Origin of the sequence: Vibrio sp. 10N.222.46.A1 (assembly GCF_041473595.1) — a bacterium.
GTDB classification, from domain to species: Bacteria; Pseudomonadota; Gammaproteobacteria; order Enterobacterales; family Vibrionaceae; genus Vibrio; species Vibrio tasmaniensis_A.
The window spans coordinates 1-3,120 of sequence record NZ_JBFRSN010000854.1 but is presented as its reverse complement, the minus strand read 5'-3'; the positions used below and the strand labels follow the sequence as shown (position 1 = coordinate 3,120).

The window sequence follows — 3,120 nt, the reverse complement described above, 5'->3', positions numbered from 1 at the left end:
GATAAAGAATAATTTAATTTTACCTTAATGATTAAACAACACCTAAAAATCAGTTGCTTATGGAGTTATAAAAAAACATAAAATGCGTCACTTATGAGTTTCATTTCGACTTATTTAGCTGTTCTATCGTTTTGGTTACATTTGTTACAAATTATTGAACTCGTGAATCGTTCAGCTAGGCAATTCAGAAATAACAATTATGGGTTACGTGAGTGATGCATAACTAGGAAAATCCACCTTATCCCAAAGTTGCTTTCTCAAGTCATCTTGGTTAGACCATTTGCCCGCCAAAACCCACTCAACAAGTGCACTTGCCACGTCAGGGTAAGTAACCCTTTCAGCCTGCTTTTCACCGAGCCAACTACGCAAGATAGCCGCGTCTAAAAAACTCATGGTTTGAGCCAACCCGAGCGCTTCAAGCGTCGCCACATTACTTTGTTGTTCGAACTGTCCCTCAAGAGGCTTAAGAAGCAACTTCTTACCTAAAGTTAAGGCTTCAGATGGCAATTCAAAACCGCCGTTGGCCACCACACCAGAGCACTGATTGAGATCGAATTGGAAGCCGGCATGACTGAGTGGTTTGAACTCTATATTTTCGACTCGGCTATGCTCAATCACATTCGGGTGATAACAGACAAAGTGATGAGAAACAAACTTCATCAACAACTCAGAGATCGCATCAAGATCCTCAAATGGTAGATAAACCAAGGTGAAGTCTTGTGTTGCTTTCGCTCGCTCATCACACGCTGGCGTGTGAACGATAGGTGGCAATATTGGCTGTTCAAAGTGATACCAGTGCAAACCAATAGAGTGCTCAGTTGGGGCGAAATGTTGAATCACGGAATGTTCAATCCAGTTGCCCCCTTCTTTAGGTACATCATAGCGGAACGCATTCTGGTGGCTTATACCAATACATGGCACACCTTGCCTCTTAGCCGCCCATGCCGTCACAGGTTCAAAATCATTAAGCACTAAGTCATAAGGCGCAAGATCGATCTGGTTAACCTCGCGGAGAAATCGCCAGATGTTGTTCTTGATGAGTGTCTTGCCGTATTTAACCTTTCCCTGCTCGCTGTAAAAAGTTAAACCGCTGCGGGTCTGATAGTTGCCAAACGCTTCCATCGAAAAGAATTTACTCTCGTCTCGCCCAGAGAACAGAAAGTCGACATCAATATTTTGCTGACGAAAAGCGACGGCCATTGCTCTCGCTCTAGCGATGTGCCCATTTCCAGTGCCCTGTACGCCATATAAAATTTTCATTCAGGTTCCTTGAAGATTAATAATTCGAGCTCTGCTGTCTTTGCCTGTGTCTTTTTAATATGAACAACAGAACAAACAGCCATACGACTAAGCGCTATAAAATGAAGTAAATGGCTAGGCTTGTGCACGCTATACCTAGCGCTGCGCCAATCAGTACGTCCGTTAAAAAGTGCACACCGAGTAGGATTCGAGAGCCTGCAATCGCTGTCGCCCAAATCAAGCTAAAGAGATAGAGACTTGGATAAAAATGTCCGATTAGAGTCGCCATAACAAATGCAGCAGCGGAGTGCCCAGATGGCAGGCTGTATTTATCTGACGGCACAATGTGAGAGTGAAGTAATGAAGAGAATTCAGCGGGTCTGCGGCGCTTTAGGGTGTTTTTGGCTACCCAATAAATCGGTAGCTCTATCGCAAAAGCGGCTAGACCAACCATTAAAAATTCACGACCTGTGTAGCCATCAGCTAACAGCGCAATCAGAGCGATCAACACATATAGATGACCATCCCCGGTATGAGACACCGCTTTACTCAATGTTGCATGTTGCCCGCTATAACGGTTCTTCAAACAGAAAACAGAAAATGCCACATCCCAGCGGACAACAGGTTCGATAGTACGCATACGATCTCCTTAACAATCCTTATTCAGTTAAGGCTCAAGGTATGCCCCTGAAATGACAGTTAAGTGACGTTTTGAATGAACTAAAATGAATTTTGAAGCGAATTAACCGCTTTCACTAAGTAAGCTAATAGGAGCCTAGAAGCAGCCGATAAAAATAAAGCGACACAAGGCCGCTTTATTCTTCTATGTTTTTGCTTCTTTATATAAGTAAACAAACACTACTTCTATCGTGTTAATGGTTATAGCGTTCGCTAATGATAGTAGTGCTGACTAATGATAATAGCGCTAAAGATTATAGCGCTAAAGATTATAGCGCTAATGGCTCATGCTTCTTCACCAACCCGAAGTCAGCCAATATCGCGTAAGCGGCAGGGATCATAAACAACACCAGTAAGGTTGAAGCAAATATGCCAAACACAATTGAAATAACCAGAGGCTGGATAACCTGAGCCTGCAAGCTGGTTTCCGTCAACAGCGGTAGCAAACCTGCTGCGGTCGTCATTGATGTCAAAAATACCGCACGGAAACGCTCGCGACTGGCCTTCACCACCGAGTCATGAACGCTATCTCCCTCATCAACATGGTGACGAATGTATTGCACTAACAAGATGGAATCATTGACCACGATCCCGGCAAGCGACACAAAGCCCATCATGCTTGGCATACTCAAAGCGTGGCCAAGTATCCAGTGACCAACCACTACCCCAATGAAGGCTAGTGGAATCGCCAACATCACGACCACAGGTTCTAAGTAACTTCTGAACTGATAACTTAGAATCGCAAATACGCCGAATAAGCCGAGCAAGAACCCTTTGCCCATTGAGGCTCCGGTCTTCGCGGCATCTTTGGCTTCACCTTCAAAATCAAAACGTAAACCCGGGTACTTCTGAATAAGTTTGGCGGCTTCATCTTTTTGGAACTGAGCCAGAATCGCGGATGAACTCGCTTTCTTATTATCAATATCACCAAAGATACTGATGGTTCTTAAGCCATCGATGCGTTGAATTCGCACGTAGTTACGCTGGAAATCTAACGTTGCCAATGTAGCTAGCGGGATCTGGCTGCCGTCTGCGGTGATGATTGGGAAGTTAGCCAGTTGCTGTAAATCACCCGCTTGTTCTTTATCAAGGCGTACCTCAATCGAAATGTTCTCAACCCCAATTTGGATTTCATCCGCAGTCTGACCAAAGAAGGCCGCACGCAATTGGGAAGCAATCATCTGCCCATTCACATTGTAGGTT

The 3,120-nt window shown here is 44.4% G+C and carries 3 protein-coding genes; all 3 read right to left on the bottom strand.

The genetic code is table 11. The features are described from left to right. Nucleotides 1-204: 204 nt before the first annotated feature. The gene (locus tag AB4496_RS21015; RefSeq protein ID WP_009847811.1) at nt 205-1,260 is read right to left on the bottom strand and encodes an MJ1255/VC2487 family glycosyltransferase; all 1,056 of its coding nucleotides are present in this window, start codon (nt 1,258-1,260) and stop codon (nt 205-207) included. Nucleotides 1,261-1,354: 94 nt separating this feature from the next. Beyond that, nucleotides 1,355-1,879 (bottom strand): phosphatase PAP2 family protein, encoded by a 525-nt coding sequence (locus AB4496_RS21010; RefSeq protein ID WP_009847812.1) that lies wholly within the window; start codon nt 1,877-1,879, stop codon nt 1,355-1,357. Between the two features lie 307 nt (nt 1,880-2,186). Next, nucleotides 2,187-3,120: efflux RND transporter permease subunit (locus tag AB4496_RS21005; protein WP_372131861.1), on the bottom strand; the 934-nt coding region annotated here is incomplete at its 5' end.